This window comes from Flavobacterium sp. H122 (assembly GCF_004959765.1).
GTDB lineage: Bacteria > Bacteroidota > Bacteroidia > Flavobacteriales > Flavobacteriaceae > Flavobacterium.
On sequence record NZ_SJZD01000006.1, the window covers coordinates 1 to 23,418 of the forward strand.

Consider the following 23,418-nt stretch of genomic DNA (forward strand, 5'->3'; position numbering starts at 1 on the left):
AGAATACAATGCTGTAAATCTTAGAAATACAAATACAGCAATACTTGTAAAAGTGACATTGGAAAATGATGCTGTAGTCACTAAAAAAGTGATTTTTTAAATATATTTAAGAAAATTCCAAAAAGACCTTTGCTTTAAATAGTAAAGGTCTTTTTCATTTTGATAAGCCTCACGTTCAAAAGAAATATTATAATATGCTTTTTTCCTATTTTTAAATTGAACCCAACGCAACACAAACTCAACGCCATACCAAACAAAAAAAGGCAGTATAAACATCTCTAATTGCTGGCGGATATGAATTTTTTCATGGTTTACAAAAGAAGGATTTTCTTTATCCATTTTATTAACCAAAAAGACAAATGGATAAAAAGTAATCCCCCTAAACCCTTTTGGTGTTAAATATTTGAATACTACAAAAATCATATGCTACAAATTTGATAAATTTGCGAACATGAATGACATTTTAAATCCAAATAATTTAAAAGAAGGCGAAGATTTTTATTACACTCCTGAAGGTTATAAATGTTTCACCGAAAAGTATCATCTCAAAAGAGGTTATTGCTGCAAAAGCGGCTGCCGACACTGCCCTTATGGCTTTAACAAAAAAACAGGACAAATAGATAAAAAATAAACAATCTTACAACACATCTAAAATGGACATCCATTTACTAAACTATAAAGTCAAAATTCACAAATCCTACCACAGGTCGGATATTCGTTATCCTTAGTAGTCATTTCTTTTTTAATGATTATACAAATGAATAACCAAATACACAAAAATGACATTTCAAGAACAAATATTAGAAGGCATTCCTTCAATTTTACCACAGGCAAAACCTTACGAGGTTCAGATAAATCACGCTCCTAAGCGTAAAGAAATATTAACAGACGAAGAGAAAAAACTGGCTTTGCAAAATGCATTACGCTATTTTGAACCTCATCTTCATGCGGAATTGCTTCCTGAATTCAAGGAAGAATTAGAAAAATACGGACGTATTTACATGTATCGTCTTCGCCCTGATTACGAAATGAAAGCGCGTCCGATTTCAGATTATCCCGGAAAGAGCATACAAGCTAAAGCCATCATGTTAATGATTCAAAACAATTTGGATTATGCAGTAGCACAACATCCACATGAATTAATCACCTACGGTGGTAACGGAGGGGTTTTCAGCAACTGGGCACAGTACCGCTTAACCCTGAAATACTTAGCCGAAATGACTGACGAACAGACTTTGGTTATGTATTCAGGTCATCCAATGGGCTTATTCCCATCACATAAAGACGCTCCAAGAGTTGTTGTAACCAACGGTATGATGATCCCTAATTATTCCAAACCGGATGATTGGGAAAAATTCAATGCCTTAGGTGTTACCCAGTATGGTCAAATGACCGCCGGAAGTTATATGTACATAGGTCCCCAAGGGATTGTTCATGGTACTACAATTACTGTTTTAAACGGCTTTAGAAAAATTAAAAAGAATCCTTCAGGAGGATTATTTGTGACTTCCGGTTTAGGCGGAATGAGTGGAGCACAGCCAAAAGCAGGAACAATTGCCGGATGTGTTACGGTATGTGCCGAAGTAAATCCAAAAATCACCAAAATACGTCACGAGCAAGGCTGGATTCATGAAATCCATGAAGACATGAACGGATTAATTGCCCGTGTCCGTAAAGCTTTAGAAGCAAAAGAAATAGTTTCATTAGCCTATTTAGGAAACGTAGTTGATGTTTGGGAAAAGTTTGCCGAAGAAAATCTTCATATAGATTTAGGTTCTGATCAAACTTCGCTTCATAACCCTTGGGCAGGTGGTTATTACCCTGTTGGCATTTCGTTTGAAGAAGCTAACGAAATGATGGCTACCAATCCTGAACAATTTAAGATTGAAGTTCAAAAAACGTTGCGTCGTCATGCGGATGCAATCAACAAACATACAGCGAAAGGAACCTATTTCTTCGATTACGGAAATGCATTTTTATTAGAAGCATCGAGAGCTGGAGCTGATGTCATGGCTGAAAATCCTACATTAGGAAGAGAATTCAAGTACCCTTCTTATGTTCAGGATATTATGGGACCAATGTGCTTTGATTACGGTTTTGGTCCGTTCCGCTGGGTATGTGCGTCAGGAAATCCTGAAGATTTACAAAAAACTGACAATATTGCTTGCGCTGTTTTGGAAGAAATGATGAAAAATTCACCAGAAGAAATCCAACAACAAATGGCTGACAATATCCAATGGATTAAAGGAGCACAGCAAAATAAATTGGTTGTAGGCTCACAAGCCCGAATTCTATATGCTGACGCTGAAGGCCGCATTAAAATAGCACAAGCTTTCAATCAGGCAATTGCTGACGGTAAAATAGGCCCGGTGGTTCTGGGTCGTGATCACCATGATGTTTCCGGCACCGATTCACCTTATCGTGAAACTTCAAACATCTACGATGGTTCCCGTTTCACAGCCGATATGGCCATCCATAACGTAATTGGTGACAGTTTCCGTGGTGCTACCTGGGTTTCCATACACAATGGCGGTGGCGTAGGCTGGGGAGAAGTTATCAATGGAGGTTTTGGAATGTTGCTTGATGGTTCTGACGATGCAGCAAGAAGATTAAAATCGATGCTTTTCTGGGATGTAAACAATGGTATTTCGCGTCGTAGCTGGGCAAGAAACGAGGGAGCTGTTTTTGCAATTAAACGTGCTATGGAACAAGAACCTTTATTAAAAGTAACGCTGCCTAATTTAGTAGACGAAAAGCTGTTTTAATAACACGTTGTTTTTCAGTAAAATAAAGTTGTTTTGGTATGTTTTTTGATGTAATTTTATAAAACTCTAACCGGAAGATTATGAAAACTCTAAAATTACTTTCTCTTTTCAGCATACTGTTTTTAACAGCGTGCAGTTCTGTATCTGTCAATGCTGATTATGACAAAAGAGCTAATTTCAGTAATTACAAATCTTTTGCCTATTTAAAAAGCGGTATTGACAAAGCTGAAATTTCTGATTTAGACAAAAAAAGAATCTTATATGCACTGGACGACGTTATGGCAACTAAAGGTTTTTCAAAATCAGAAAATGCCGACATATTAATTAGTTTTTTCACCAAAGAAAGAGAACGTGTGGATTACTATAATAATTTTGGCATGAGCTGGGGATGGAATCCTTGGTGGGGATTTAATTATTCCAGACCCGTAACTACTACCGAAGGAACACTGATCATTGATATTATTGATGCTAAAACAAAAGAACTGGTTTGGCAGGGAAAAGGTTCAGGATATCTTACAGATGATGTTGATAAAAAAGAGGAACGTGTAAAAGAATTTGTTACAAAAATTCTCGAAAAATATCCTCCACAATCTAAAAAATAAAAAAATGCTCCTAAAAAGGAGCATTTTTCATTTAACTAACATTTATCATTTTTTTAAAAACCCGATGTCGTAATTTTGCTTAAAATTCACCAAATGAAAGACATTCAAAATCTAGAAGATATAAAATTAATGGTCAACACTTTTTATGACAAAGTAAGAGTCGACACATTAATAGGACCAATTTTCAATGGAGTCATTCAAGACAAATGGCCTGTTCATTTAGAAAAAATGTATGGTTTCTGGCAAACTGTTTTACTGGATGTTCATTCCTATTCCGGAAGCCCGTTTCCACCTCATGCAAAAATGCCCTTAGAAAAAATACATTTTGAGCGGTGGATGAAACTATTTGAAGAAACCGTTGATTCATTATTTGAAGGCAATATTGCAACCGAAGCGAAATGGCGTGCCGGTAAAATGGCCGAAATGTTCAACTACAAGATTGAATATTTCAGAGCCAGCGGTCAAAAGCCTTTAATATAAAACTCCAGTTATTTTTTAATTGCGGTTTAGATTTTTTAAATTTGCCTACACAACAAACAAACTTATGGAAACTCATTTTGAAAGTAATCCTTTAATTGACAGATTACCAAAACATTTAAAACAATTTATCATTCCGCAGAATTATGAGGACTACACTCCTATTAACCAAGCGGTGTGGCGTTATGTTATGCGTAAAAATGTGGATTATCTTTCAAAAGTAGCACACGATTCTTATTTGGACGGTCTTAAAAAAACAGGATTGGAAGTTGATTCCATACCTAACATGTATGGCATGAACCGTATTCTAAAAGAAATCGGCTGGGCTGCAGTTGCGGTTGACGGATTTATTCCGCCAAGTGCTTTCATGGAGTTCCAGGCTTATAATGTACTTGTAATAGCTTCTGACATTCGTCAGTTAGAACATATAGAATATACGCCGGCTCCCGACATCATACACGAAGGTGCCGGCCACGCTCCTATTATTGCAAACCCGGAATATGCTGAGTATTTACGTCGTTTTGGCGAAATAGGCTGTAAAGCCATTTCTTCGGCCAGAGATTACGAAATGTATGAAGCTATCCGCCTGCTTTCAATTTTAAAAGAAGCAGAAGACACTCCGGAAGAGGAAATCAAAAAAGCGGAAGCTCAGGTAGATTTTCTTCAAAACAACATGGGCGAATTTTCTGAAATGTCAAAAATCAGAAACCTGCACTGGTGGACAGTAGAATATGGATTAATAGGGACACCGTACAATCCTAAAATTTACGGTGCCGGATTGCTTTCATCTATTGGTGAAAGCGAATGGTGCATGACTGATAATGTAAAGAAAATACCTTATGACATTTCAGCTGCCGACCAAAGTTTTGACATTACAAAACCACAACCGCAGCTTTATGTAACTCCCGATTTTTCTCATTTAAGTCTGGTTTTGGAACAATTTGCCAATACCATGGCATTGCGCACAGGAGGGATTTCAGGCGCAAAAAAACTAATTAATTCAAAAGCATTAGGAACTGTTGAATTAAGTACCGGCTTACAAATTTCAGGTGTTTTCACAAATGTTATTGAACATGAAGGAAAACCTGTTTATATTCAAACGACAGGAAAAACAGCTTTATCAAGCAGAGAAAAAGAATTAGTGGGTCATGGCACTCAATATCATGCAGAAGGCTTTGGCTCCCCGATAGGAAAATTAAAAGGAATAAATCTGTCTATTGAAGACATGAGTCCGCGTGATTTAAAAGCTTACGGCATCTATGAAGGTGAAACTGTAACTTTGGAATTTGAAGGCGATATAAAAGTAACCGGCGAAATCATTACGGGAACAAGAAATATTCAAGGAAAGATTCTTTTGATCAAGTTTAAAAATTGTACTGTCACCCATGGTGACAACGTTTTATTCCAACCGGAATGGGGCATTTATGACATGGCAGTAGGAAAAGAAATTATTTCGGCTTTTTCAGGACCGGCTGATATAAACAGCTTTGACATGATAAGTCACGTTCCGTCTTCAAAAACGATAAAACAGAAAAAATCTGCTGAGCGTGAAGAATTGGAAAATCTTTATAACAATGTGCGTTTGATAAGAGAAGGAAAAAATGCCACCATAACCCTTAAAGAAGCTTTTGCAGCTGTATCAGCAAATCACCCGAATGACTGGCTGCTTTCAGTTGAAATTGCAGAAATAGCACACAACGGACACAACAATGATTTAACCGATAAAATTTTAAATCATTTAGAAGCTGTCAAACACCGCCGTCCGGATGTATCACATCTTATTAAAAATGGTCTGGATTTAATTTTTGATAAAATTTCAGCTTAAGTAACATAAGTCACTGATAAAAACTTTGAATGCCCGTACTTTTGATTTAAAATTAAACGTATGGGCATTTTAGATTTATTAGGCTTCGGCAACAAAACAAACGAAATAAAAGATTTCATAGAACGCGGTGCAATAATTATTGATGTAAGATCTGCAGGCGAATTTACATCAGGTAACATTAAAGGTTCCAAAAACATTCCTTTGAATACAATTTCAGGAAAAATAAATGAAATTAAAAAATTGAACAAGCCCGTAATCACTTGCTGCCTTAGTGGCATGAGAAGTGGTCAGGCTGCTTCAATTTTAAAACAAAACGGCATTGAATGTATTAATGGAGGCGGTTGGAATAGCTTAGCAAACAAATTATAATTCCCAAAGACCCCAAAGAATAAAGGCTGTCAAAACAGCCTTTATTCTATAATTTAAAATCCTTTTCTGAAGTTATTTCCTGTCCTTTAAACTCAACTTTCCACCCTACAGAATGGGTTACCAGTAAAATTTTAGACAATTCACTGATCAGCCTGTTTTGTGCATTGGTTTTTAATGACGATTTTTCGATTTTTTTAGCCAGATCAGCCTTCACCTTTTTAGTAATTGCATTAAAATCAGCTCCGGTAAATTCGTTAAACTTACTCTGTTCAATATCATAATACTGAATATCCGGGCTTATTTTTATTTCTTCTTTTGGAATAGAAACGATACGGATAATTTCATTCTTCTCATCTACTTCATATTTCATCTGACGCAGATCATAAGCCACCGTAACATCAGAATTAACGACTACAAGTGCTTTTTTATCAAAAGAAATCCATCCTCCAAAATATTTGTCCTGATCTTTAAATGTCAGTACCTGTGAATAGTGCCCTTCGGTTACGATCAGTTTCCCTACACTTTTAATCTGTTCCTGAATTAGATTGGAATTATATTCAGTTGTACTTTCTTTGTCATTGGTAAAATATTTAAACGCAAAGAAAAAAAGTATCAAAAAAAGTAAACCGTAAAAGAGCTTTTTATATAAAGTCGTCATGCTTTTTTATGCTAATTTAAGTAACTTTCTTAACTTGTAAAACATCTACCAGAATAGTTTTATGAATAAAGATAAAGTTTTAAATACATTTCCATTAAACAGGAAACTCAGATTTACCGAAAACCTGCACATTGTTTTCTGGCTGTTAAAAGATTTGAGCTGGTGTTTGGAATTTAAATCCTTAGCCTTGATTATGACTTTCCCAACACTTGCTGTCGGCATTTATATTTTAATAAAAGACAAAGAGGATATTTCAGAAATTTATCATAATCTCGCTATAATTTTATGGATTATAGCCAACTCCTGGTGGATGTGTTCAGAATTTTTCCATTTTGACGAAAAGAAAATATTTTACAGCCTGACAGGCAGAGAATTAGCCGTAATCCCTTTTGGATTGGGAATAATTATTCTAGCTGTCTTTTATTTAATCATTTACCCCAAGAGAAGACTAAACAACTGAATCAAACACTGCAAAAGGCAACTTTTCCCTTACTGCTGAAATTTTCCGGTCAATTGATTTTAAAAATTTATGATGACTTTCAGAGTTGGGATTAAACGGTCTGTGATGCAGTGCTTTTTGTATATCACACACTTCCTGCATGGTTTTAAATTCCTCTTCTTTGACATAGTTTTCAAAAAATTTAATCCAGATATAGTCAATGGCAGTCTGATTAGGATGCAGCATATCTTCGGCATAAAAACGATAATCACGAAGCTCATCCATCATGATTTCATAGCTTGGAAAGTAGTTTGTGTTTGACTGTTGACAATTGACAATTTTATACACCGCCACTAAAAGATTTGCTTTACTCACCTGATTTTCGGCAAAACCATCCTTTATATGACGTACGGGTGACACCGTAAAAATAAATTTTGCATCAGCATTTACAGAAGTTACCAACTGAATAATATTTTGCAGACTCTTTTCAACAACCTCAACCGAAAGCAGTTCTTTTATAAAATGCTTCTGCATTACTTTATGGCAATTGGCTACAATCTGATGTGACTCAAGATTTCTGTATATCCAGACTGTACCAAGTGTAATAATAAAATGAGTTGATTTGTTAATTTGTTGATTTGTTGATTCGATTAAAGCATTTAAGTGCAGTAAAAATTCATCTTTATCAAGATTCGAAAGTTCTGAATGTACTTCAAAACAATGCCAGGCTTCGTTATGATAAAAAATATCCTTTTCAGTGAAATAAGTTTTATCAACACATCTTTTTATAAGCTTTTCAATGGAAACCGGATTAAAAATTATACCGAATGGATTTACCGAATTCTGAAACTTAAAGTATTCAAACTTATCTCCCATATTTTCAGCAAAACAGGAACCCAAAAGCATAATGCCGGATGTATAATCCATTGGAAAATTACTTTTAGTAACGGGAACTTCGGTTCTAAACTGCATCTTAATCTATATTTTTATCAAAATTACAAAAATTTGATTTTCTTATTCAATTTCAACTTCATTAATCAACCGCACTGGTCTGTTATAAATCAATTTCTGCAGCATAACTGAGATAAATGAAGTGTATTTTTTATCACCGCACTCATACCACCAATATGATTTGTAATACTGATTATTCTTTTCCATTTTATTAAACCAGACTTTAGAGTCATTTACTTCAACAATTTCAGATTCTGAAATTTTATAGCCGTCACCCGTCCAGCAAATCAATGGTTTATGCGATGGTGCTTTTATATAGGTCAGCTTTTGGGGTGCTGCAATTTTAAAAACCTCGGCATTAACCCATTTCCCATTTTTAATATCATACTTCGGATTGATGCGATACAGTAAATTAAAATTTTGCTCATTTTTCATTTCCATACTTGTAATAAAAACCACAATAAACGCTGCCAAAACAGGATAAAAACCAGTGGAATGACCAGATTCCTTGCTTTGCTCCTGCTTTGGTTTAATAAAACGGATTAAAAAAAGCATCGGTATTATCTGATACAGAACAAAACAGATTAACCCAACTGTATGATGCAGGAAATTTTCCTGTGTGCAATCAAGTAAAACCAAAGTAATAATTCTGAAAAAATTGGAAATTACATTTAACAATATGACTAAAAAACAAAACAACAGGATTTGGCTGATTCTATAATAACTGCCATTCTTTTTTTCTTCCATCGTAAGAAGTACGGCAGCAGCCAATAATCCTGTTTTAAACATAGACAAACCCATACATGCCGTGTCAATCGTCACTTTAGCTCCATTGATAAAAAAATTAACCCCTTCGGCCTTATCAATATTTATAATATTCCTAAGCGTAAGATATACTCCTTTGCATAAAGACTGTTTGATTTCTGCAGATAAATGCTCAAAAAACTTATTGAACAAAGAAGAAAACAACAACAGACAAATGAAAGCTATGAATGAAAATCTCTTAGTAAAAAAGTAATACACCAAACATATAACAACACACAAAGAGATAAAATGAAGGGATTTTGTATGCAGCCTGTAACTTACAAACTCAAACAATACCAGCAACAGAAGAAGAGGATAATGAACTTTTAGCCGGGTAACCCTTCCTCCGGCAAAAAACAAAACCATAGAAAGCAGCACTCCTAAAAAATCGTTTTCAAGAGCGAAAAAAAACACTTCATAATTCACAATCATCAGTATTGCCAAAATCAGAATTACAAGTGCTTTTTTATTTTCTAGAATGAATTTCATTTAAAGCGTTATTTTATTTCTTTGCTTATTATAATAAAATAAAAGAGTCAGCACCAGCACTATAATCATAACCCATTCATACGGCTCCGGGACAGCCCCGTCATTGTTAATCGATGCGTTACCTAAAGTATCTACATTTTTTTCAATTCCGTTATTTTGATAATCTTCATCTGTTTCAAGTACTATCAATGATGAAATTGGAGATACAATATTAGCTTCTTTAGCCAAATCAACATATTTATTATTTGCTGAAGAATCCTTTTGAATTCTTATCTGTTCATCTAAAATTCTGCCAAAAGCATACATTCTGAAAATATGGCTTGCACCATTACTCTTAGCATTAATTTCAGCAACTCTTTCCTCGATAGCAACATCAGCACCTTCAAGATTGACCCTCCCTTCGTTCCTTTTAATAATTACAAATTGTTTTTCAGCAATCAATTTAACGCAATCATTAAGATTCGCTTGCAGAAAGTCAACATATTTTTGCTCTTTAACTGTTTGCCAGAACGGATTTATATCAGAAGAAATCGCTATAACTTTTATGTTTTTCTGTTTTGTTTCAGCTCTGACTTTTTTCAGGTATGGAGACTCTTCCAGTTCCTCAAAATTTGCTGAAAGATTACCATTTTTAGTTACCACCAGACTATTTTCATTTAACAGATAAAAAGGGATTAACGAATATTGCAGCGATTCAAACTGATCAAAAAGAGAAGCGTAATTCCTCTTGTTTATTTCCATTTTCCCATTATTTATAAAAACATAATATTTGAAATTGGAATTACCTAAAATAGTTTCCAGCTCTTTCTTTTCCCAATGAGCATTGAGATCCAAAACAATTTCACTTGGCTCAAATGAAATAGTTTCTTTTTCCATTTTTTTGATTTCATAGATTTTATTTTTCCAGACAAAAGAACCGGCAAAAACTTCGTTGTTTAAAGGCAATACAGCTTCCCATCTATCCAGTCCTGTAGATTCGTTGATATAAAAATTGTTTTTCAACTCAAAATGCTTACTGGATTCAAACTTTGCATTTCCTGCAATCTGCATTCTGGACAATGTTTCGGCGTTGGAAATATTCGGTCCTTTAATATTCAGGCTGGAGTAAACCATTTGAGTGCCGTCTATCTTCAATGGAGTGGTAAAACCGCATTTAAAAGTTCTTGGCAAATCTTTACTGACAGGAAAAACACGTACCACAACCCTATTCCCTTCTTTCCATTGCATTAATGAAGGGTCTCTTGCTTCGACCCCTACAATTTGATTATAGGCCGCTTTAGCTTTCTCTTTTGTTGTTAAAACACCTTTACGCTCAATTCCGTTTACCCATAATGAAAGTGAGGTAGCCACAGAACCTTCCGGGAGCTGAAAAGAATAGATTGCCTCTTTATTTCCCCAGGAATCTTCATCACAAGCAATATCCATTGTAATTTCGGTATAAGCCAATCGTTCGTTGGCATATATTTTTACGTCTTCCTTTATATTTTTAGTTACCAAATCGTTTCCGCTCCACAACTGTTCTTCCGTTTCCAATCGTTTATCAAAATTTGACTTTAGTATATTTATCCTTTCGTCAGCACTTAAAGAATAATCATCCATAAATAAAAATGCAACATTCACGATTGGATTGTGGGTTTTTCTTTCATTATATTGTTTATGACCAAAATCGTCCAAACCTCTGAATTCAAAAAAATTATCACTGTGAATGTAAACGATATCTTTTTTAAGAAGTATCTCATTGCAAAAATTAGGTTTCAGATTTTGGGACACTTTAATATAACCGGGTAAATCATTATCTGTATCGAAAGACTTTGTAATCAAATGACTGTTTATTTTTTGGTTTTCTGAATGCAAAACCAAAATAAACACAACAATACCCGCCATACCCACTAAAATACCTGAAGCGAATTGCAGCAGATTTTTCTTTTCAATAGTAATAGCATAAAAAAGATTTATACTATGCCAAAAACTTACAATTGCCGGTACCAAACCGTAAAACCCAAGACCAACTGCCAAAATACCTACCAAAGAAACCGGCATAAAAGGAATAAGGTAAACCATAAAATAAATGATTATCAAAAAAGAAATTCCATTTAGAAAATAAACAAGAGGTGTAATTATTTTATACCTGCTGTCATTATAAATAAGAAAATTAGAAAAACAAAAAATAAAAGTAACAACATAAACCCAGATTGGTAAGTTCTCAAAAATTGAAATCAGAACATTTATCGAAAAACAGCCGATAAACCAGTTTAAGAACAAAAAAGGAATAATATGATTAAATCCCGATTTATCCTTTATTACTTTGAAGCAAAATACGATTCCATAAATCATCTCTATAATTGCCGCCAAAAAACCAAATCCTTCCAGTCCCTTTATTTCCAGCCGTACACCAACTAAAGATATTATCAAAATAATCATGCTCATTAAAGTGACAGCCAAACTTGTAAAAACTCCTTTTTTCTCTAAAAATCTCATATTTTATATTTTTAAAAGTACTTTGAAAAACAAAGTTATTATTTATTTCAACTTTACAAATGATTTTTTCAAAAAATATAAAAAAAATTCTTAACAAATCATTTACAAAATTGTATTTGATTCGAACAATTTTAACGATTTCTTCACTCTTTTATTCCTTAATTTTGTTCGGTTATCAAACAACGGCAAGATTCTAAAAGCAAAATGAAAATACTATACAATTACCTTAAAGAGCATAAAAAATTATTATTCATTGCACTGATAATGGCTGCCTTGAACATATGTTTCAGCTTAAGCGACTCGGTTATCACCGGTAGGCTGATGCAGGATTGCGGTGTGGAAATTGCCAAATACAAAGGAAACGAATTAGGCTTTGTAAAGGCTGTCGGGTTTTGGCTTGGTCTTTCCATTTTGACTGCAATGATTTCGAGAATCACCAAGAATTTTCAGGACTACTTTACCAACATTGTCATTCAGCGTACCGGAGCCTCAATGTACACTGACGGAATTAAAAAATCCTTGGATTTACCTTTTGCCCAGTTTGAAGACCAGCGAAGCGGTGAAACCTTAAACAAACTGCAAAAAGTCAGAATTGATTCGGAAAAACTGATCAACCTATCTATTTCCTTAGTATTCCAGACCATAGTCGGATTTGTATTTGTCTTTATTTACATTGCCCGGATTGACATTAAAATTGCTTTGATTTTCATCATAACCGCTCCGATAATAGGCTATGTAAGCTCCTATTTAGGTAAGAAAATAAAAGAAGTATCAAAATCAATTGTAAAACAGACCAACGCACTGGCAGGAGCAACTACTGAAAGCTTACGAAACATTGAATTAGTAAAAAGTTTAGGTTTAACCCATCAGGAAGAAGCCCGATTAAATCTGAATACTTTAAAAATATTAAAATTAGAATTACAAAAAATAAGATACATCCGAAGTCTGAGTTTTATTCAGGGAACAACAGTGCATTTTATGCGGACTTTAGTCGTTTTTACTTTATACTATTTTGTATTTCAAGGTGAAATTGTAGTAGGTGACCTAATGACAATGACTTTTTTCACTTTCTTTATTTTCAATCCGTTGCAGGAAATGAGTCAGTTCATTATCGTCAAAAATGAAACTAGAGTTTCTTTGGATAATTTCAAACAATTGCTGGAAAAAGAATCGGAATACAAACCGGCCAATCCGGCTAAAATAGGAACAATTGAAAAATTAAGCTTCAACAATGTAAGTTTTCAGCATCAAACTGCAGTTTTTAAAGCAGTGGAGAATATCACATTCGAAATTAAAAAAGGAGAAACAGTAGCCTTTGTAGGCCCCTCTGGCTCTGGTAAAACAACTTTGGTAAAATTACTAGTAGGATTGTACAAACCACTTTCTGGAATTATCACATTAAACGATATTGACGAAAAAGAAGTCGATTTACTGGAACTGAGAAAGCAGCTGGGTTTTGTAACACAGGATGCACAATTGTTTTCCGGAACTATTAAAGAAAATTTATTATTTGTCAAACCTGATGCGACAGACGAAGAGCTTATAAACGCCTTACAACAGGCCAGTTGTCAAAATTTGATAAACAGAGCTGAAAACGGCTTGGAAACCACAATTGGTGAAGGCGGCATAAAAGTTTCAGGCGGTGAAAAACAACGTTTATCCATTGCCAGAGCTATTTTAAGAAATCCGAATCTGCTGATCTTTGACGAAGCTACTTCTGCATTGGATTCAATAACCGAAGAAGCCATCAATGAAACAATAAAATCGATTTCAAATCAGGAAAGGATTACAGTCTTAATTGCCCACAGATTATCGACCATTATGCATGCCGACAAAATCTTTGTGTTGGAAAAAGGAAAAATCATAGAACAGGGAAAACATCAGGATCTGGTGGACCGCAAAGGCTTGTACTACGCCATGTGGAGACAGCAGATTGGAGAGAGAAAAAGTACTGCTGTTGTGTAAAGTAAAAAGCCTTTCGTGTGAAAGGCTTTTATTTTTTATTGGTTCGGAAACTAATTTGATATTAATGGAACCTCTTTAACTGAATTGCTAAATTTTTAGCCAATTTTTCAAAAGCTCCTATTATTCTATCATGCTCATTAACAGCAATCATCTTCTTTTCCAGACCGATAACTTTATCAAATTGTATTGACAAAAGTTTTTTTGACGGATTGTTCACATCATAAAAATCAATTACAGTAGAAAGCTTGGCAGGTTCCACTGCATAACCCGTATAAATCCATGTCAGATTAACTTTCATAAGATGAGCTGCTTCAGATGCAATTTTACATTCCTGATTTTTAAAATACTTATTAAAATAATCGATAAATGCCGGATTGTAATATTTCTCTCTGTTTGAAAACCAATTGGCTCTAAACTCTTCCGCTTTACCAGGATCAGCATTACGCTTTTCCATCTTTTCCTTTAAAAACTCTTCTTCAGACTTGAAACCGTGAACCTCAATATTTTCATAATTGAATTCAGCATTGAAAGAATTGATATTCTTCAAATTTTCCAGCTCTCCTTCAAGAATTTTAAATCTTTGGGAATAGCCTGAACTGATTACAAAAAGAATTAAAAATAAAAACTTAAACTTCATAAAAACTATACTTTATATTTAACAACCCTGACAGAGTTATTTTTATCTATTTTAAAAATTCTACTGCTTTTTCCAATGCTTCTTTCACACCAGCCGGGTTTTTACCTCCTGCAGTTGCAAAGAAAGGCTGTCCGCCTCCGCCGCCTTGAATATACTTTCCTAGTTCACGAACTACCTGTCCCGCGTTTAAGCCTTTAGCATCCACTAATTCTTTAGAAACATAACAAGTCAGCATTGGTTTGTCTTCAGCAACAGTAGCAAGAACCATAAATAAATTTTCTCTATTTTGTCCTAATTCGTATGCTAAATCTTTTGCTCCGTTGGCATCCAAATCTACCTGTAAAGCCAGGAAATCTACTCCGTTTACATTTTGTATCTGAGAAGCTAATTCACCTTTAAGATTTTTCGCCTTTTCTTTTAATAATTGCTCAACCTGTTTTTTCAGCTTTGCATTTTCGTCCTGTAAAGAAACCACCGATTTAATTACATCCTGTGGGTTTTTCAATGCTTCCTTCACCTCAGCAATTAAATTTTCCTGATTCGCAAAGAAATCCTTAACTGCTTCACCGGTAATAGCTTCTACACGACGAATTCCAGCCGCGACAGCTCCTTCAGAAACAATTTTAAAATGCCAGATATCTGCAGTATTTTTTACGTGAATCCCTCCACATAATTCTTTGCTGTCACCAAATTCAATCATACGGACAGTATCGCCGTATTTCTCACCAAATAAAGCCATAGCACCTTTATCTAATGCTTCTTGAATTGGAATATTTCTGTGTTCCACTAATTGTAATTGTGCTTCAATTTGTGCATTTACATTAGCTTCAACTTTGCGTAATTCTTCATCGGTAACTTTCGAAAAATGAGAGAAGTCGAAACGTAAATAATTCGGGTTAACCAATGAACCTTTTTGCTCTACGTGAGTTCCTAAAATGTTTCTCAAAGCCAAATGCATCAAATGTGTTGCCGAGTGATTTTTAGAAGTCGACGTTCTTAAATCGGTATTTACTTTCGCAACGAAATTAGCTTCCACATTTTCCGGAAGTTGTTTGGCAAAATGCAGGATTAAGTTGTTTTCTTTTTTAGTATCGATGATTTCAATTGTTTCATTTGCTGAAACCAAAATTCCCTTATCTCCTACTTGTCCACCACCTTCTGGGTAAAACGGCGTATTATCTAAAACGATTTGGTATAAAACACCGTCTTTTTTAGAATCTACTTTTCGGATACGCGTAATTTTTACCTCGTTTTCAGTTTGATCGTAACCCACGAAAGTTTCAACATTCCCATCGATTAAAACCTTCCAATCTTCAGTTGAAACCTCTGAAGCGGCACGAGAACGTGCTTTTTGTTTTTGTAATTCTGTTTCGAAATCTGCTTCGTTAAACGAATAACCTTTTTCTTTTAAAATTAACGCTGTTAAATCTTTTGGGAATCCGAAAGTATCATATAATTCGAATGCTTTTTCACCAGAAACTTCTTTTCCAGGAGTATTTTGCATTACGTTTTCTAACAATTGAATTCCTTGTTCTAATGTTCTTAAGAAAGAAGTTTCTTCTTCACGAATTACGTTCGTCACCAATTGTTGTTGCGCTTTAATTTCTGGGAAAAATTCTCCCATTTGATTCGCTAACACTTCAACTAGTTTATTGATAAAAGGTTCTTTTGTACCTAAGAATGTAAATCCGTAACGAATCGCACGACGTAAAATTCTACGAATTACGTAACCAGCACCTGTATTTGAAGGCAATTGTCCGTCTGCAATGGCAAAAGCTACCGCACGAACGTGATCTACAATTACACGAATAGCAATATTCGTTTTGTTTTGCTCTTCAGATATATTTTTTACTTCGTTTGAAGTGTATTTTAATCCTGTAATTTCTTCAACTTTCGCGATAAGCGGCGTAAAAACATCTGTATCGTAATTTGAAGTTACGTTTTGCATCGCCATACACAAACGCTCAAATCCCATTCCGGTATCTACGTGTTGTGCCGGTAATTTCTCCAAAGAACCATCCGCTTTACGGTTGAATTCCATAAATACATTATTCCAAATTTCCACAACTTGTGGATGGTCAGCATTTACTAAATCTCTTCCAGAAACGGCTGCTCTTTCTGCATCGGTACGTAAGTCGATATGAATTTCAGAACAAGGTCCGCAAGGCCCTTGATCTCCCATTTCCCAGAAGTTATCTTTTTTGTTTCCTAAGATGATCCTGTCTTCAGACACATATTGCTTCCAAATATCGAATGCCTCTTGGTCAAAAGGTACATTTTCAGCTGGGTTTCCTTCAAAAACTGAAACATACAAACGGTCTTTTTCCAACTTTAAAACCTCTGTTAAGAATTCCCATGCCCAAGCTAAAGCTTCTTTTTTGAAATAATCTCCAAAAGACCAGTTCCCTAGCATTTCGAACATAGTATGATGATAGGTATCAAAACCTACATCTTCTAAATCGTTATGTTTTCCTGAAACACGAAGACATTTTTGCGTGTCGGCTATACGCGGACTTTTAGGCGTTCCGTTTCCTAAGAAAAATTCTTTGAACTGGGCCATACCTGAATTGTTGAACATCAATGTTGGATCGTCTTTTAATACGATAGGTGCCGATGGAACAATTAAGTGATCTTTACTTTTGAAAAAATCTAAATACGCTTTGCGGATGTCTTGTGATTTCATTTATACATTTAAGTTTAAGGGTTTAGAAGTTTGAGAGTTAAAAAAGACCCCGAAACACTAAACAATATCTTTAAAATTTTAATCTTCAATACTAGCCCCGATGGAGTTATTGCTGGAGCTCTTTTATCTAGCCTGAGATTCTCGAAGGCTATTTAAAAAGTGGCTAACGACAGCGGGACAAATCATGTGAAATACCGAAATAATACTGCTCCTAAAAAAACCAAACGAGTTGGCTGATTTTTGAAACATTTTTTCAGTTTATTCGTATAATAATTGTTACTTTGTGATAACGAGTGCAAAAATAGAATATTTTAATTAAAATTATGTCGAAAAAAGTTAAGTATTACTACGATACCGAAAATCTGGCGTACCGTAAGATAAAGCCCAAAAAAGGAAGAAATTTAGGCTATATTGCCTTATTTCTGTTAGCATCGGTTTTATTTGGTTTTTTATTTTTCTTCCTGATTTCGGACTTAGGTTATTTCAGCACTCCAAAAGACAAGATGCAGGCACGGGAACTGGAAAACCTAAAGCTGAATTACACCATTTTAAATAAAAAAATAGACCAGCTGAACGAAGTACTATCCAGTGTTGAGGAACGCGACAATAACATCTATAAAGTATATTTCAACGCCGCCAGTTCAGGAGAAACAGAAGCTGAAAAGAAAATCATTACTAAAACACGTTTCAAAAACCTTTTGGCAATGAATAACGAACAGCTGATTGCCTCAACAGAAAACCGTGTTACTGAATTATCAAATGAGCTTGTAAAACAATCAAAGTCACTAGACAAAATTTTATCGCTGGCTAAATCCAAAGACAAATTCCTTGGTTCCATACCTGCTATCCAACCGGTAAAAAACGAACAGTTAAAACACATGGCGTCAGGTTTTGGTTACCGAAGTGACCCTTTTACCAAAGCCCGAAAAATGCATAAAGGAATGGACTTTACGTCACCCACAGGAACTCCGGTTTATGCCACAGGTGACGGTGTAGTCCGAAGAGCAGATGCAGGAGCATCCGGTTTTGGAAACCATGTCGTAATCAGACACGGATACGGATACGAAACTTTATATGCTCACTTGAGCCGTTACAACTGCCGTCCCGGAAAGCGTGTAAAACGTGGTGATGTGATAGGATTTGTAGGAAGTACGGGACGCAGCCAGGCACCTCATTTACACTATGAAGTGCATAAAAACGGTAATGTAGTCAACCCAATCAACTTCTATTACGGAGACATATCAGCAGTAGAATATACAGCTATTGCTAAAATGGCAACACAGGAAAATCAGTCGTTTGACTAGTGTTTAGCATTCAGTTAAACTGATGACGAAACAGAATGCCTATATAACTAATGTAAATTAAACCAATAAAAATAAATGCACATAAACCTTCCGGAAAATAAACGTTATTACAGTATGGGCGAAGTGGCAACCGCTTTTGGTGTCAACCAGTCTTTAATACGTTTTTGGGATAAAGAATTTGATATTTTAAAACCAAAGAAAAACGCCAAAGGAAACCGTATGTTCACTCCTGAGGATGTAAAAAACCTTCAGCTGATTTACCATTTGGTAAAAGAACGCGGTTTTACTCTTGAAGGCGCTAAGACACATTTAAAAGAAGGACAAAAGAAGACTTTGGACAAGTTTGAAATCATTAGAAGATTAGAAGGCATCAAAGCACAATTATTACACATCAAAAACGAATTATAAAAAAGTTTAGACTACAACAATCACTATATTTCATTTGTAACAATTATAAATTAAAACGACTAATTCAATAACTATAAAAAACAAAGACTATGAGAAAATGGTTAATTCCTGTAGGGATAATTGCAGTAATTGTGTTTGTAACCTACAGTTGGGCTGTTGGCTTTAACAACAAAGCAGTAACAATGGATCAAGATGTAAAAGAAGCGTGGGGTAACGTTCAAACGTCTTACCAGCGCCGTAATGATTTGATTGGGAATTTGGTAAACACTGTAAAAGGAGCGGCTGATTTTGAAAAAGGAACTTTAACAGCAGTAATAGAGGCACGTGCAAAAGCAACACAAGTTACAATTGACCCTGCAAATATTACACCGGAACAATTAACACAATTTAATCAGGCACAAAGCGGAGTATCTTCAGCTTTATCACGATTATTAGTTACAGTGGAGCAATATCCGACTTTGAAAGCGAATGAAAATTTCCTGAAATTACAGGATGAACTGGCAAGTACCGAAAATACAATCCAAACTGCCAGAACCCGCTTTAATGAAGCTATTAAACCATTCAACAGCCATGTAAAGACATTCCCTAACTCGGTTTTAGCCGGATGGTTTGGGTTTAAAGAAAAACCATATTTCGATGCAGAACCTCAGGCACAGAATGCTCCTAAAGTTGAGTTTAATTTTGACGATAAACCAGAAAAAAAATAATGTCTAAAGTAGAAGATTTTTTATCTAAAGCTGAAGAACAGGAAATTGTTGAAGCGATTCGTATTGCCGAAATTAAAACATCGGGAGAAATCCGCATACACATTGAAAAAAGCACTTCCTTACCTGCCTTAGACCGCGCTAAGGAAGTGTTTCATTTGCTTAAAATGGATTTGACAAAGCAAGAAAACGGGGTATTAATCTATGTCGCTGTGGAGTCACACACGTTTGCCATTTATGGCGGTCAAGGTATTGACCAGGTCGTTCCTAAAGATTTTTGGGAAACAACACGGGACGCCATCAGAAACCAATTTAAACAGGGAAATTTCAAACAAGGACTGATTGACGGAGTCTTAAAAGCCGGTGATCAACTGCAGCAACATTTCCCCTGGGATGAAAATGATGCCAATGAATTACCCAATACGATCTCAAGAGGTTAAAACCATGAAAAATACCAAAATACAATCCCTGCATTTCGGGTCAAAATACAAATTAGGTTTATTCCTATTGGTGTTACTCCATTTCACAGGTATTTCACGGGCTCAGTTTGACATTCCTAAAAAACCGGATTTTCAAACCAGCGTGTACGACTATGCCAATGTTTTATCAGACTCAGAAAAAAAAGATTTTGAGAACAAACTCATAAAATATTCAGATTCTACCACTACACAAATCGTTTTTATTTCCATAGAAACTTTAAAAGGCGAAAACATAGGTTTATTGGCTCCAAAATGGGCCCACACATGGGGAATTGGCCAGGCGAAGGAAGACAACGGTGTCATTATTCTTTTAGCTAAAAACGAACGCAAAATATGGATTTCTCCCGGTTATGGTGTCGAAGACCGGTTAACCGCAGGTATTACCGGAGAAATCATTCGTGATTATATTATTCCTGAATTCAAGGCCGGAAGTTATTACAACGGACTTAACAAAGGTGCAGATGCAATATTTGATGTCCTGAAAGGCAAATACAAAGGAGAGCGCAAAGAGAAAGAAAAAGAAACCGACATGGGCGGGATTTTATTTTTTGTGTTTATTGTAATCCTCATTTTAATAATCATATCCAAAAACAAAGGCAACCGCAATAACCGTGGTGGTTTTGGCAGAGGGCTTGATTTGGGCGACATCATCATTTTAAGTAGCTTAGGACGAGGAGGGTCTTCCGGCGGCAGTAGCTGGGGAGGAGGAAGTTCCGGCGGATTCGGTGGTGGATTCGGTGGTGGCGGATTCTCTGGCGGTGGTGCTGGTGGGGATTGGTAACACCTAAAAATTAAAATATTACAATAAAAAAGAGATTGCTTTAGCAATCTCTTTTTTATTGTAAATTCCTTTACCATTACATTAACACACAATTAGCCATTAAAATCGTAACTTTAAGAGAAAACAGCATCATGAAAAATTTCGCAATTAAATTAGTTTGGGCTACTACATTGTATGTTTTTGCATTTGCAGTTTTATGTCAGACACAAGTTTCATATAAATTGTTAATTGCATTACTCTTTTTCGGCTATCTGTTGATTCCTTTTATGGTATACATCGTTCTATCTGACAAATACAAATCTTCAAAAACTTTTCAGGACTGGTACGAAGATTATAACTATTAAATTTGATTAAAAGATTATTTTTCAAATAACAAAAAAACTACCTCACCTTAGTCTTCAAAACAAAATTATGCAATAACTTAGGAAAGAAACGTTTTAGGTACACTCCTAAAACTTCTTTCCTTCCTATATAAGTTTCAAACTTATTATTCTCTATCGCTTTTATCATTCTTTGGGCAAAAACCGTTACCGGCAATCCATTCTGCGTTGCTTCGTCATCAACAACTTGTTTGGAACCATCAGCCGTTAAGGCATTTTTAGCAACATTGGTCTGGATAAATCCGGGACAAACCATGGTTACATTCACACCATCTTTTTGATGCTCCATACGCATGACATCAAAAAAACCATGCAAAGCGTGTTTCGCACCGCAATATCCTGAACGATATGGCGAACCAAATTTCCCCATCAGACTGGTTACTACAGCAAAATGTCCGTATTTATGTTGAATAAAGTGCGGAAGAATCGCTTTTGCCAAAGCCACATTAGCCAGATAATCTATTTCTATCAACTTTTTATCTACACTGAAATCGGTTTCAATGATTAAAGAACGCTGACTTACCCCTCCGTTTAAAATCAGCACATCAATTTTACCAAATAATCCAATAGCTTTTGAAACATTTTCATTGGCGTTATCAAAGTCGGCTAAATCAAACGGTAAAATTTTAGTTTCAGCATTACAATTCTGCCGAACTCTTTCCAGTTCGGTAATATTTCTGGCTGACAATATCAGGTTACAATTCTTCTTTGCCAGAGCATAAGCCAAACCTTCTCCTATTCCAGAAGAAGCCCCGGTAATCCAAACTACTTTTCCGTTAAACTGCATAAAAAAAGTTCATTAAGAATATAAACTTAATGAACTTTTTTGAATATTACCATTCCTCAAACAGTTAAGGAAATTTAATCTATTATTTCTCTCTGATATAGATATCCATGGGTACCCCTGAAAAATCCCAGTTTTCACGAATTTTATTCTCTAAGAAACGCTTATATGGATCTTTTACATACTGAGGCAAGTTGGCAAAAAACACAAATTGTGGTACTGGTGTAGGCAATTGCATACAGTACTTGATTTTAACATATTTACCTTTCAATGCCGGTGGTGGCATGTGTTCAATGATATTCAACATATGCTCATTGAATTTAGAGGTAGAAATACGTTGGCTACGGTTTTCAAAAACTTTTACTGCCGTTTCAAGGGCTTTTAACAAACGTTGTTTGGTTAGTGCTGACACAAAAAGAATAGGCACATCAGTAAACGGAGCAATTTCTTCACGAATTTTAGCCTCGTACTGTTTGGTTGACATCGTATCTTTTTCAACCAAGTCCCATTTGTTGACTAAAATCACAACTCCTTTACGGTTTTTTTCAGCCAACCAAAAAATATTCTGATCCTGTCCTTCAAAACCTCTGGTTGCATCTATCATCAAAATACACACATCACTATGCTCAATTGCTCTTACAGAACGCATTACCGAGTAGAATTCCAAATCCTCTTTTACTTTAGCTTTACGTCTGATACCAGCTGTATCAACCAAATTAAATTCAAATCCAAAACGGTTGTATCTTGTATCAATAGCATCACGAGTTGTTCCTGCGATATCCGTTACCACAAAACGGTCTTCACCAATTAACGCATTGATAAATGATGATTTACCAGCATTAGGACGTCCCACCACACAAAAACGCGGTAATGGATTTTCCTCTTCAACAGCATCCGGCAATTCAGGTAAAACCTCAACTAATTTATCCAATAATTCACCCGTTCCACTACCATTCATCCCGGCAATAGTAAAATACTCGCCTAAACCAAGGTTGTAAAACTCGATGGCATCCTGCTCACGCTTCCCGTTATCTACTTTGTTTACAGCTAATAAAACAGGTTTTGTTACTTTACGAAGTAACTTAGCTACTTCTTCATCCATTGGCGTGATACCCTCTTCCACATCTACCACAAAAATAATGGCATCAGCCTCATCAATAGCCAATTCAACTTGTTTACGGATTTCTCCTTCAAAAATATCATCAGAACCTTTGATATAACCTCCAGTATCAATTACAGAGAATTCTTTTCCATTCCATTCACTTTTACCATAATTACGGTCACGTGTAACTCCCGAAACTGAATCTACGATTGCTTCACGACGTTGAATTAAACGGTTAAAAAATGTTGATTTTCCTACATTAGGCCTTCCTACAATGGCTACAATATTGTTCATTTTTCAATTTTTGAGGTTGCAAAGGTACAACTTTATTTAA

23 protein-coding genes are annotated in these 23,418 nt (G+C 35.3%); 14 read left to right on the forward strand and 9 right to left on the reverse strand.

The window, feature by feature from the left end; all coding sequences use genetic code 11:
• Positions 1-96: 96 nt before the first annotated feature.
• On the reverse strand, positions 97-423 hold the full coding sequence (locus EZM65_RS10075; protein ID WP_136668437.1) for a hypothetical protein: 327 nt from the start codon (positions 421-423) through the stop codon (positions 97-99).
• A 28-nt stretch (positions 424-451) separates the two neighbouring features.
• Here EZM65_RS10075 and EZM65_RS10080 point away from each other — a divergent pair, with 28 nt between their 5' ends.
• The 6 genes from EZM65_RS10080 to EZM65_RS10105 all read left to right on the forward strand — a co-directional run bounded on the left by EZM65_RS10080 (position 452) and on the right by EZM65_RS10105 (position 6,038).
• Positions 452-631, forward strand: coding sequence for a DUF5522 domain-containing protein (locus EZM65_RS10080; RefSeq protein ID WP_136668438.1), 180 nt, complete (start codon positions 452-454; stop codon positions 629-631).
• Positions 632-779: 148 nt separating this feature from the next.
• Positions 780-2,765, forward strand: a complete 1,986-nt coding sequence (locus EZM65_RS10085) for a urocanate hydratase (protein ID WP_136668439.1) — start codon at positions 780-782, stop codon at positions 2,763-2,765.
• Between the two features lie 80 nt (positions 2,766-2,845).
• Positions 2,846-3,367, forward strand: a complete 522-nt coding sequence (locus EZM65_RS10090) for a DUF4136 domain-containing protein (RefSeq protein WP_136668440.1) — start codon at positions 2,846-2,848, stop codon at positions 3,365-3,367.
• A 93-nt stretch (positions 3,368-3,460) separates the two neighbouring features.
• A complete protein-coding gene (locus EZM65_RS10095; protein ID WP_136668441.1) occupies positions 3,461-3,847 on the forward strand; it encodes a group III truncated hemoglobin in 387 nt (128 codons plus the stop codon).
• A 64-nt stretch (positions 3,848-3,911) separates the two neighbouring features.
• Complete coding sequence (locus tag EZM65_RS10100) at positions 3,912-5,669, forward strand: aromatic amino acid hydroxylase (RefSeq protein ID WP_136668442.1); 1,758 nt, start codon at positions 3,912-3,914, stop codon at positions 5,667-5,669.
• A gap of 60 nt (positions 5,670-5,729) precedes the next feature.
• The gene (locus tag EZM65_RS10105) at positions 5,730-6,038 is read left to right on the forward strand and encodes a rhodanese-like domain-containing protein (protein ID WP_136668443.1); all 309 of its coding nucleotides are present in this window, start codon (positions 5,730-5,732) and stop codon (positions 6,036-6,038) included.
• A 46-nt stretch (positions 6,039-6,084) separates the two neighbouring features.
• Here EZM65_RS10105 and EZM65_RS10110 read toward each other — a convergent pair whose 3' ends face one another.
• Entirely contained in the window at positions 6,085-6,696 is a 612-nt protein-coding gene (locus EZM65_RS10110) for a DUF4230 domain-containing protein (RefSeq protein ID WP_136668444.1), read from the reverse strand.
• Between the two features lie 61 nt (positions 6,697-6,757).
• On the opposite strand from EZM65_RS10110, the gene EZM65_RS10115 reads away from it, so the two are divergent.
• Positions 6,758-7,156 (forward strand): hypothetical protein, encoded by a 399-nt coding sequence (locus tag EZM65_RS10115; RefSeq protein ID WP_136668445.1) that lies wholly within the window; start codon positions 6,758-6,760, stop codon positions 7,154-7,156.
• Here EZM65_RS10115 and EZM65_RS10120 read toward each other — a convergent pair.
• The 3 genes from EZM65_RS10120 to EZM65_RS10130 are packed head-to-tail and all read right to left on the reverse strand — an operon-like array spanning position 7,145 to position 11,857.
• Positions 7,145-8,107, reverse strand: coding sequence for a GSCFA domain-containing protein (locus EZM65_RS10120; RefSeq protein ID WP_136668446.1), 963 nt, complete (start codon positions 8,105-8,107; stop codon positions 7,145-7,147). The two genes, EZM65_RS10115 and EZM65_RS10120, sit on opposite strands and share 12 nt — an antisense overlap.
• A gap of 42 nt (positions 8,108-8,149) precedes the next feature.
• The gene (xrtN, locus tag EZM65_RS10125) at positions 8,150-9,379 is read right to left on the reverse strand and encodes an exosortase N (RefSeq protein WP_136668447.1); all 1,230 of its coding nucleotides are present in this window, start codon (positions 9,377-9,379) and stop codon (positions 8,150-8,152) included.
• Complete coding sequence (locus tag EZM65_RS10130; protein ID WP_136668448.1) at positions 9,380-11,857, reverse strand: XrtN system VIT domain-containing protein; 2,478 nt, start codon at positions 11,855-11,857, stop codon at positions 9,380-9,382.
• A gap of 204 nt (positions 11,858-12,061) precedes the next feature.
• On the opposite strand from EZM65_RS10130, the gene EZM65_RS10135 reads away from it, so the two are divergent.
• Entirely contained in the window at positions 12,062-13,822 is a 1,761-nt protein-coding gene (locus tag EZM65_RS10135; protein WP_136668449.1) for an ABC transporter ATP-binding protein, read from the forward strand.
• 61 nt (positions 13,823-13,883) lie between these two features.
• Here the strand turns inward: EZM65_RS10135 and EZM65_RS10140 are convergent, their stop codons facing one another.
• Positions 13,884-14,459 (reverse strand): hypothetical protein, encoded by a 576-nt coding sequence (locus tag EZM65_RS10140; protein WP_136668450.1) that lies wholly within the window; start codon positions 14,457-14,459, stop codon positions 13,884-13,886.
• Positions 14,460-14,505: 46 nt separating this feature from the next.
• Positions 14,506-17,142, reverse strand: coding sequence for an alanine--tRNA ligase (gene alaS, locus EZM65_RS10145; protein ID WP_136668451.1), 2,637 nt, complete (start codon positions 17,140-17,142; stop codon positions 14,506-14,508).
• A 323-nt stretch (positions 17,143-17,465) separates the two neighbouring features.
• Here alaS and EZM65_RS10150 point away from each other — a divergent pair, with 323 nt between their 5' ends.
• The 6 genes from EZM65_RS10150 to EZM65_RS10175 all read left to right on the forward strand — a co-directional run bounded on the left by EZM65_RS10150 (position 17,466) and on the right by EZM65_RS10175 (position 21,162).
• Positions 17,466-18,446 carry a M23 family metallopeptidase gene (locus EZM65_RS10150; protein ID WP_136668452.1) on the forward strand — a complete coding sequence of 327 codons (981 nt, stop codon included), beginning with the start codon at positions 17,466-17,468 and terminating at the stop codon, positions 18,444-18,446.
• Between the two features lie 75 nt (positions 18,447-18,521).
• On the forward strand, positions 18,522-18,854 hold the full coding sequence (locus EZM65_RS10155; RefSeq protein ID WP_136668453.1) for a MerR family transcriptional regulator: 333 nt from the start codon (positions 18,522-18,524) through the stop codon (positions 18,852-18,854).
• Between the two features lie 89 nt (positions 18,855-18,943).
• Entirely contained in the window at positions 18,944-19,561 is a 618-nt protein-coding gene (locus tag EZM65_RS10160; RefSeq protein ID WP_136668454.1) for a LemA family protein, read from the forward strand.
• Entirely contained in the window at positions 19,561-19,998 is a 438-nt protein-coding gene (locus EZM65_RS10165; RefSeq protein ID WP_136668455.1) for a TPM domain-containing protein, read from the forward strand. Before EZM65_RS10160 ends, EZM65_RS10165 begins: the two co-directional genes overlap by 1 nt.
• Before the next feature lie 4 nt (positions 19,999-20,002).
• Positions 20,003-20,818 (forward strand): YgcG family protein, encoded by an 816-nt coding sequence (locus EZM65_RS10170; protein ID WP_136668456.1) that lies wholly within the window; start codon positions 20,003-20,005, stop codon positions 20,816-20,818.
• A gap of 131 nt (positions 20,819-20,949) precedes the next feature.
• Complete coding sequence (locus EZM65_RS10175) at positions 20,950-21,162, forward strand: hypothetical protein (RefSeq protein WP_136668457.1); 213 nt, start codon at positions 20,950-20,952, stop codon at positions 21,160-21,162.
• A gap of 37 nt (positions 21,163-21,199) precedes the next feature.
• Here the strand turns inward: EZM65_RS10175 and EZM65_RS10180 are convergent, their stop codons facing one another.
• Both EZM65_RS10180 and der read right to left on the reverse strand, forming a co-directional pair.
• A complete protein-coding gene (locus EZM65_RS10180) occupies positions 21,200-21,985 on the reverse strand; it encodes an SDR family oxidoreductase (protein ID WP_136668458.1) in 786 nt (261 codons plus the stop codon).
• An 82-nt stretch (positions 21,986-22,067) separates the two neighbouring features.
• On the reverse strand, positions 22,068-23,378 hold the full coding sequence (gene der, locus EZM65_RS10185; RefSeq protein ID WP_136668459.1) for a ribosome biogenesis GTPase Der: 1,311 nt from the start codon (positions 23,376-23,378) through the stop codon (positions 22,068-22,070).
• Between the last annotated feature and the right edge of the window lie 40 nt (positions 23,379-23,418).

What these genes read in the sequence shown, in the direction of transcription:
- EZM65_RS10075 (WP_136668437.1), bottom strand. Translation starts at nt 423, where the DNA reads ATGATTTTTGTAGTATTCAAATATTTAACACCAAAAGGGTTTAGGGGG.
- EZM65_RS10080 (WP_136668438.1), top strand. Translation starts at nt 452, where the DNA reads ATGAATGACATTTTAAATCCAAATAATTTAAAAGAAGGCGAAGATTTT.
- EZM65_RS10085 (WP_136668439.1), top strand. Translation starts at nt 780, where the DNA reads ATGACATTTCAAGAACAAATATTAGAAGGCATTCCTTCAATTTTACCA.
- EZM65_RS10090 (WP_136668440.1), top strand. Translation starts at nt 2,846, where the DNA reads ATGAAAACTCTAAAATTACTTTCTCTTTTCAGCATACTGTTTTTAACA.
- EZM65_RS10095 (WP_136668441.1), top strand. Translation starts at nt 3,461, where the DNA reads ATGAAAGACATTCAAAATCTAGAAGATATAAAATTAATGGTCAACACT.
- EZM65_RS10100 (WP_136668442.1), top strand. Translation starts at nt 3,912, where the DNA reads ATGGAAACTCATTTTGAAAGTAATCCTTTAATTGACAGATTACCAAAA.
- EZM65_RS10105 (WP_136668443.1), top strand. Translation starts at nt 5,730, where the DNA reads ATGGGCATTTTAGATTTATTAGGCTTCGGCAACAAAACAAACGAAATA.
- EZM65_RS10110 (WP_136668444.1), bottom strand. Translation starts at nt 6,696, where the DNA reads ATGACGACTTTATATAAAAAGCTCTTTTACGGTTTACTTTTTTTGATA.
- EZM65_RS10115 (WP_136668445.1), top strand. Translation starts at nt 6,758, where the DNA reads ATGAATAAAGATAAAGTTTTAAATACATTTCCATTAAACAGGAAACTC.
- EZM65_RS10120 (WP_136668446.1), bottom strand. Translation starts at nt 8,107, where the DNA reads ATGCAGTTTAGAACCGAAGTTCCCGTTACTAAAAGTAATTTTCCAATG.
- xrtN (WP_136668447.1), bottom strand. Translation starts at nt 9,379, where the DNA reads ATGAAATTCATTCTAGAAAATAAAAAAGCACTTGTAATTCTGATTTTG.
- EZM65_RS10130 (WP_136668448.1), bottom strand. Translation starts at nt 11,857, where the DNA reads ATGAGATTTTTAGAGAAAAAAGGAGTTTTTACAAGTTTGGCTGTCACT.
- EZM65_RS10135 (WP_136668449.1), top strand. Translation starts at nt 12,062, where the DNA reads ATGAAAATACTATACAATTACCTTAAAGAGCATAAAAAATTATTATTC.
- EZM65_RS10140 (WP_136668450.1), bottom strand. Translation starts at nt 14,459, where the DNA reads ATGAAGTTTAAGTTTTTATTTTTAATTCTTTTTGTAATCAGTTCAGGC.
- alaS (WP_136668451.1), bottom strand. Translation starts at nt 17,142, where the DNA reads ATGAAATCACAAGACATCCGCAAAGCGTATTTAGATTTTTTCAAAAGT.
- EZM65_RS10150 (WP_136668452.1), top strand. Translation starts at nt 17,466, where the DNA reads ATGTCGAAAAAAGTTAAGTATTACTACGATACCGAAAATCTGGCGTAC.
- EZM65_RS10155 (WP_136668453.1), top strand. Translation starts at nt 18,522, where the DNA reads ATGCACATAAACCTTCCGGAAAATAAACGTTATTACAGTATGGGCGAA.
- EZM65_RS10160 (WP_136668454.1), top strand. Translation starts at nt 18,944, where the DNA reads ATGAGAAAATGGTTAATTCCTGTAGGGATAATTGCAGTAATTGTGTTT.
- EZM65_RS10165 (WP_136668455.1), top strand. Translation starts at nt 19,561, where the DNA reads ATGTCTAAAGTAGAAGATTTTTTATCTAAAGCTGAAGAACAGGAAATT.
- EZM65_RS10170 (WP_136668456.1), top strand. Translation starts at nt 20,003, where the DNA reads ATGAAAAATACCAAAATACAATCCCTGCATTTCGGGTCAAAATACAAA.
- EZM65_RS10175 (WP_136668457.1), top strand. Translation starts at nt 20,950, where the DNA reads ATGAAAAATTTCGCAATTAAATTAGTTTGGGCTACTACATTGTATGTT.
- EZM65_RS10180 (WP_136668458.1), bottom strand. Translation starts at nt 21,985, where the DNA reads ATGCAGTTTAACGGAAAAGTAGTTTGGATTACCGGGGCTTCTTCTGGA.
- der (WP_136668459.1), bottom strand. Translation starts at nt 23,378, where the DNA reads ATGAACAATATTGTAGCCATTGTAGGAAGGCCTAATGTAGGAAAATCA.